The sequence below is a fragment of the Chitinophagales bacterium genome, from assembly GCA_020636535.1.
Taxonomy (GTDB): Bacteria; Bacteroidota; Bacteroidia; order Chitinophagales; family JADIYW01; genus JADJSS01.
Genome location: JACJXT010000010.1, coordinates 1 through 1,300, shown reverse-complemented (window position 1 = coordinate 1,300; position 1,300 = coordinate 1). Strand labels below are relative to the sequence as shown.

Here is a 1,300-nt window from a genome sequence, read left to right as displayed (position 1 = left end):
CAGTAGCTACTTTATCGCCTTTTTGAATGCCTAATTGTAGTAAACCTAAACTCATTTGGTTAGCTTTCTTCACTAAATCATCGGTAGAATAAGTTTCTAACTGTCCGTTTTTATATTGTGCTAATGCAATTTTTTGAGGATGATTTTCTTGTTGATAATACAACGAGTCAAAGAGTCTCTTTACTTCCATAAAATTTATTTATTATATATCGATTGAATGATGTCTTGATATGCTTCTTTAATTTTTTTCCTTTTTAACTTCATGGTAGCAGTCAATAAACCATTTTCTACTGTCCACGCTTCATTTAATAGTTTAAACTGTTTTATTTGTTCAACTTTTCCAAAGTTAACATTATTTTCTGAAATAATAGATTGATACAATGCTACGACTTTAGGATTTTCAATTAATTGCGTATTGTCTTCTGTTTTAATATTATGTGTTGATGCCCAACTACTTAATTCTTCAAAGTTTGGGACAATTAAAGCACCAATAAATTTTTCACCATCGCCAATTAAAGCAATTTGCTCTATAAAAAACGATTCTTTCATTTTATTTTCAATAGGAGCTGGTGCTACATATTTTCCACCAGAAGTTTTAAACAACTCTTTCTTTCTATCAGTGATTCTTAAGTATCCATCTTCAGTAAAAGCACCAATATCTCCAGTAAGCAACCAGCCGTCTGTTGTAATTGTTTTTTTGGTAGCAGCGTCATCATTAAAATAACCTTTCATTACGCTATCACCTCGTACTAAAATTTCACCATCATCGGCAATTTTAACTTCAAGATGTGGTAAGATTTTTCCTACACAACCAGCTCTGTAACAATCTGCTCTATTTGGAATAACACTAACCACTGGCGAACACTCTGTGAGTCCATAACCTTCTAAAATTGGAATTTGTGCATTGGTGAAAATAGTAGCTAATTTAGGTTGCAATGGAGCAGAACCACAAACAATTGCTTTTATGTTTCCACCAAGAGCCAATCGCCATTTATCAAATACTAATTGATTGGCAATGTTGAGTTCTATTTCCTCGACAAAACTTCTTTCTTGTCCTAATTCTAAATTAGTTGCTAAATCTAAAGCCCAATCGAACAATGATTTTTTTATATAATTAAGTTCCTTAGATTTTTTTATAATTTTTTCAAAAACTCTTTCTAACAATCTTGGAACTGTAGTAAAATACTGTGGTTTGATATCTTGTAAATTTTCAGCTATCGACTCTAAACCATCTGCAAAATAAATAGAAGCACCAGTAGCCAAATAAGTATAGTTTATAGTTCGTTCAAAAACATGCGAC

Annotated in this window: 2 protein-coding genes; both read right to left on the bottom strand. The window is 31.5% G+C overall.

The features are described from left to right. On the bottom strand, positions 1-190 hold a 190-nt coding region (locus H6553_00315; GenBank protein ID MCB9032258.1), incomplete at its 3' end, for a long-chain fatty acid--CoA ligase. Between the two features lie 5 nt (positions 191-195). Beyond that, the coding region (locus tag H6553_00310) for a long-chain fatty acid--CoA ligase (protein ID MCB9032257.1) at positions 196-1,300 on the bottom strand (1,105 nt) is incomplete at its 5' end.